The 5002-nt window shown below is 72.7% G+C and carries 4 protein-coding genes, 1 pseudogene and 1 riboswitch; of the genes and pseudogenes, 3 read left to right on the forward strand and 2 right to left on the reverse strand.

The genetic code is table 11. The features are described from left to right. The coding region (locus B7X32_RS18370; protein WP_292722977.1) for a cation:dicarboxylase symporter family transporter at window positions 1-1012 on the reverse strand (1012 nt) is incomplete at its 3' end. A gap of 182 nt (window positions 1013-1194) precedes the next feature. On the opposite strand from B7X32_RS18370, the gene B7X32_RS18375 reads away from it, so the two are divergent. The 3 genes and pseudogenes from B7X32_RS18375 to B7X32_RS18385 all read left to right on the forward strand — a co-directional run. Next, window positions 1195-2490 (forward strand): ATP-binding protein, encoded by a 1296-nt coding sequence (locus B7X32_RS18375; RefSeq protein ID WP_292722980.1) that lies wholly within the window; start codon window positions 1195-1197, stop codon window positions 2488-2490. Next, a complete protein-coding gene (locus B7X32_RS18380; protein WP_292722982.1) occupies window positions 2487-3179 on the forward strand; it encodes a response regulator in 693 nt (230 codons plus the stop codon). The genes B7X32_RS18375 and B7X32_RS18380 overlap by 4 nt, the downstream gene beginning before the upstream one ends. A gap of 71 nt (window positions 3180-3250) precedes the next feature. Then, a riboswitch (FMN riboswitch) is annotated at window positions 3251-3396 on the forward strand. Window positions 3397-3403: 7 nt separating this feature from the next. Beyond that, window positions 3404-3844 (forward strand): annotated as a pseudogene (locus B7X32_RS18385) (6,7-dimethyl-8-ribityllumazine synthase); the annotation flags it as partial. Window positions 3845-3907: 63 nt separating this feature from the next. Here the strand turns inward: B7X32_RS18385 and B7X32_RS18390 are convergent. Further along, window positions 3908-5002 (reverse strand): FAD-binding protein (locus tag B7X32_RS18390; RefSeq protein WP_292722985.1); only part of this gene is annotated, 1095 nt, incomplete at its 5' end.

Below are 5002 nucleotides of genomic sequence, written 5' to 3' on the forward strand. Positions count from 1 at the left end.
TCGACATCGGCTGGCCGAGGCCCGTGGCGATGAACAGCGACGCCATCGTCAGGTAGATCGCCGTGCCGTCGAGGTTGAAGGAGTAGCCCGTCGGCACCGTGATGCCCACCACGGGCTTCGCCACCCCCAGGTGCTCCATCTTCGCGATCAGCCGGGGCAGGGCGGATTCGGACGACGAGGTGCCCACGATCAGCAGGTATTCGCGCGCCAGGTACTTCATCAGCTGGAAGATGTTCACCCTGGCGACGAGGAGCAGCACTCCGCCGAGCACCACGACGATGAACACGATGCAGGTGAGGTAGAACGCCCCGAGGAGGATGCCGAGACTCCAGATCGCGGCGACGCCGGTCTTGCCGACCACGGCGGCGATCGCGCCGAATGCGCCGAGCGGGGCGAGCCACAGGATCATCCCGAGCACGCGGAACACGAGCGTCTGCAGGTGCTTGATCGCGCCCATGATGGGGGCGCCGCGCTCCCCCAGCCCCTGCAGCGCGAAGCCGACGAGCAGCGCGATGAAGAGGACCTGCAGCACGCTCTCGCCCGTGAAGGCGCCGAAGAACGTCGTCGGGATGATGCCGAGGATGAAGTCCTGGGTCGTCTTCGCCTCGGTCGTCGCCGCCTGGTAGGTCGCGCCCGCCATGTGCAGCCCCTCACCGGGGTGGATGATGTTGCCGACGACCAGGCCGATCGCGAGCGCGAACGTCGACATGACCATGAAGTAGACGAGGGCGAGCCCGCCGATCTTGCCGACCGTCGCGGCCTTGGCGATGGATCCGACGCCGATCACGATCGTGCAGAAGATGATCGGCGCGATCATCATCTTGATGAGGCTCACGAATCCCTTGCCGATGGGCTCGAGGCCCTGCGCGAACTGCGGGAAGACGAGCCCCACCGCGATCCCGAGACCCACGGCGATGAGCACGGACACATAGAGCCAGGTGTGCTTGTCCCAGGAGTTCTTGCCGCGGCGCCAATCGTGCCGCGGGAGAGTGAAACCTTCGGTGAGAGCCATCATCGCCTCCGCTGAATGAGAATCAGACGCCCGCACCACTGCGGGCGGGCCGTGCCGACCATCGTGCGGACCCGCGGCCCCGCGCGGCGAGTTCTGGTCGTATTGAAACCGGCGCTGATGCCGTGCGGGCCGCCTCGGACGGCACGACCTCGCGCATACTGGCTGAGGAGGTCGGATCGGCGATGGCGACGACAAGACGCGGTGTGGTGCGCAGTGCCGCATCGCGCGTGTTCGCGCTGCTGATCGGATCCGTCCTGCTGATCGGCGCGGCCATCGGGGCGTTCCTCACCTGGGAGGCGCAGACCTCGGCACGGCAGGAGGCCGAGCACGTCACCGCGGCGATCGCGCACGCCCTGTCGGCGGCGCCCGCGATCGAGGCGGCCGTGACCGCGTCCGACCGCCCGTCGGCGGAGGGCGGCCTGCGCGCGTACGTCGAGTCGGTCCGCACCGGGGCGGGGCTGGACTTCATCACCGTCATGGATCGCGACGGCGTGCGCCTCACCCACCCGGACCCCGCACGCGTCGGCGAGAGGTACCTGGGCACGATCCCCACCGACGGCCGCACGCTCACCGAGCAGTACACGGGCACGCTCGGCCCGTCGGTGCGCACGATCGCCCCCGTCCGCGACGCCGGCGGCACCGTCGTCGGCTGGGTGTCCGCGGGCGTGACCGTGGAGTCGCTGGCGGGGGCGCTGCTGCGACGCCTGCCCGTGATCGTGCTGCTGACGCTCGCGGTCGTCGCGCTGGGCGCGATCGGGGCGGTGCTCGCGCGGCTCGCGACCCGACGGATCACCGGCGATCTGGACGCCCGCGACGTGCGCGAGGCCGTGGCAGGGTACGAGTCGGTGCGCACGCTCGGCGAGGCGCTGCGGGCGCAGACGCACGAGCACGGCAACCGCCTGCACACGGCGCTGTCGCTTCTGGAGCTCGACCGCCGCGACGAGGCGATCGCGCTGCTGTCCGAATCGTCCCTGCAGAGCCAGTCCGTGATCGACCAGATGACGCTGCGCGACGGGGATCCGACGCTCGGCGCACTGCTGCTGGGCAAGGCCTCGCAGGCGAAGGAGCGCGGCGTGCGCTGGCAGGTCCACGTGGATCCCACCGCTCCCCGCGCCGACCTGACCCCGGTCGACGCGGTCGCCGTGGTGGGGAACCTCATCGACAACGCGCTCGACGCCGCCCCTCAGGCGGGGTCGGGCGCCGACCGCTGGGTGCGGGTCGACGTGACCGCGGCGGACGGCGGAGCCGTGGCGATCACGGTCTCGGACGGCGGCCCCGGGGTTCCCGCCGACGCGCGGGAGCGGATCTTCGAGCACGGCTTCTCCACCAAGCCGAGCGACCGTTCGGGACGCGGCGTGGGACTCGCCCTAGTGCGCGACATCGTGACGGCCGCCGGGGGGAGCATCGAGCTCTCCGCCGAGCCGACCGCGTTCCGGGTGACGCTGCCCGGCGTCCCGGCGGAGAGGAGGCCCGGATGATCGGCGTCCTGCTCGTGGACGACGACCCGCTCACGCTGGAACTCCACGCCGCGTACATCGCGCGGCTCGAGGGGTTCGAGGTCGTCGGCGAGTGCACCGGCGTCCGTGCCGCCCTGAACGCCCTCACCACCGATGCGGAGCGGATCGACCTGGTGCTGCTGGATCTCACCATGCCCGACGGCTCGGGGATCGACGTGCTGCGGCGCATCCGCGGCGCCGGCAGCGCGATCGACGTGATCGCGGTGACCAGCGTGCGCGACGTCGAGGCCGTGCGGCGGATGTCGGCACTGGGCGTCGCCCAGTACCTGCTCAAGCCGTTCCCGTTCGCGGTGTTCCGAGAGCGCCTGATGCAGTTCCGCGACCGGCACGAGCGCGCGGTCGCGCTCGCCGGCGCCGCGAGCCAGGAGGAGATCGACGCCCTGATCGGAGGACCCGCGACCGGCGCCATCGCCCTGCCGAAGGGTCTCGCCGCCGAGACGCTGCAGGCGGTGACCGCGGTGCTGCGCGCGCACGGCGACCTCTCGGCCGCAGAGGCAGCGCCCCTCGTCGGCGTCTCGCGGGTCACCGCGCGGCGCTACCTGGAACACCTCGTCGCCCAGCAGGTCGCGATCCGCGCCCCGCGCTACGGCGCTCCGGGCCGTCCGGAGACCGCGTACCGCCTGGCCGGCGCCGCCGCGGCACCGCGCTGACGGTTCGGAGCCGGACGCCGGACGGCGGATCGCATCGTGGTCGGACCGCTCGCGACACGGTGATAGCGTCGTCCTGTCCTCAGGGCGGGGTGAAAGTCCCCACCGGCGGTGTCGCGGCATGGTCCGCGCGAGCCCGCGAACGGTCCCCATGGTGGGGACCGCCGATCCGGTGCGATTCCGGAGCCGACGGTCACAGTCCGGATGAGAGAGGACAGAAGGAGCAGTCCACCATGCCCAGAATCGCCATCGTCGCCGCGCAGTGGCACGCCGAGATCGTCGAGCAGGCCGTGTCCGCCTTCCTCGAGCGTCTCGCCGAGCTCGGCATCGACCAGGTCGACGTGCACCGCGTTCCCGGAGCGTTCGAGATCCCGCTGCACGCCCAGCGCCTTGCGCGCACCGGCCGCTACGAGGCCATCGCCACGAGCGCCCTCGTCGTGGACGGCGGGATCTACCGGCACGATTTCGTCGCCGGATCCGTCGTCGACGCGCTCATGCGCGTGCAGCTGGACACCGACGTGCCGGTGTTCTCCGCCGTGCTCACGCCGCACCACTTCCACGAGCACGACGAGCACCAGGACTACTTCCGCCGCCACTTCGCCGTGAAGGGCCGCGAGCTCGCCGAGGCCGTGTCGGCCACGGTGCAGAGCCTCGCCGCGATCGGCTGACCGACCCGCGAGGCCCCGCATCCGGCCCGTCCGCCGTCGCCGAGTCCGCCGTAGAGAGCGGTCTCAGCGCGGCAGGCGGCCCTCGTGCAGCACGCCGTCGGGATCGGCACTCGCGCGCACCGCGCGCAGCCGGTCGATGTCGGACGCCGTGGCGCACTGCTCGAGCGACGGCCCCGGCGTCAGGAACGTCGGGATCGTCCGCGCGGCGGCTGCCGGGGCGAGCAGGTCGATGAGGCCCGCGATGCTCGCATCGCCGGGCTCGGCCGGGGCTCCGGGGAAGTTCGGCACCAGCGCGTGCAGGAGCCAGCCGGCCGAGGCCAGCGAGGCGAAGCCGGATCGGCGCGGGGCGTCGAGCGCCCCGCCCAGCATCCGCAGGTCGATCCCGATGATCGTCGACTGCGCGGGCGCCTGGCGGTACTCGACCAGCGCGTCGATCACGGCATCGTCGAGCCGGTCGAGGGCCAGAGCCGCGCCTCGGCCCGCGGTCGGCTCGGTCGGCTCTCCCGAGGATGCCGCGAGTGCGGCGGGCGACGTCGGGCCGGCGGTCTCGCGCTGCACGGCGCCGGCGCGCCGCACACCGTCGAGGAACGTCTCGGCGGCGCCGTCGGCGGACAGCGCCTGGACGGTGAGGAAGCTCTTGCCGCGGATCGCCTCGGGCAGCATCGGCGCATCGGGCATCCGCATCGAGCCCGTGAACACGTTGAGCGTCGACGGCGCGACGGCGGCGAGATCCCGCACGGCGCGGATCACGGCGGCGGAGTCGGCCGCGTCGAACGTCAGGGAGGCGCCCCACTGCGCCGGGGTGCGGACGAGATCGAGCTCGAGCGCGGTGACGACGCCCACGACGCCGCCCGCGCCGCGCAGCGCCCACATCGCCTCGCCGTCGCTGTCGTCGTCGATCCGCTCGTGCGTGCCGTCCGGTCGCAGCACCCACGCGGCGCGCAGGTTGTCGGAGCCGAGGCCCGCGGTGCGGCTGAACCACGAGTGCCCGCCGCCGAGCGTGTAGCCCGCGACCGAGACGACGGGGCTCGTGCCCGCCGGCGCCGCCCACCCCGTGCCCTCGAGCGCGTCGACGACGGCGCCCCAGCGCACCCCGCTGCCGACCACGGCGACGCCGGCCGCGAGATCGATGTCGAGCCTGTCGAACGCCGCCGTCCG

The sequence above is a fragment of the Microbacterium sp. 13-71-7 genome, from assembly GCF_002257455.1.
GTDB lineage: Bacteria > Actinomycetota > Actinomycetes > Actinomycetales > Microbacteriaceae > Microbacterium.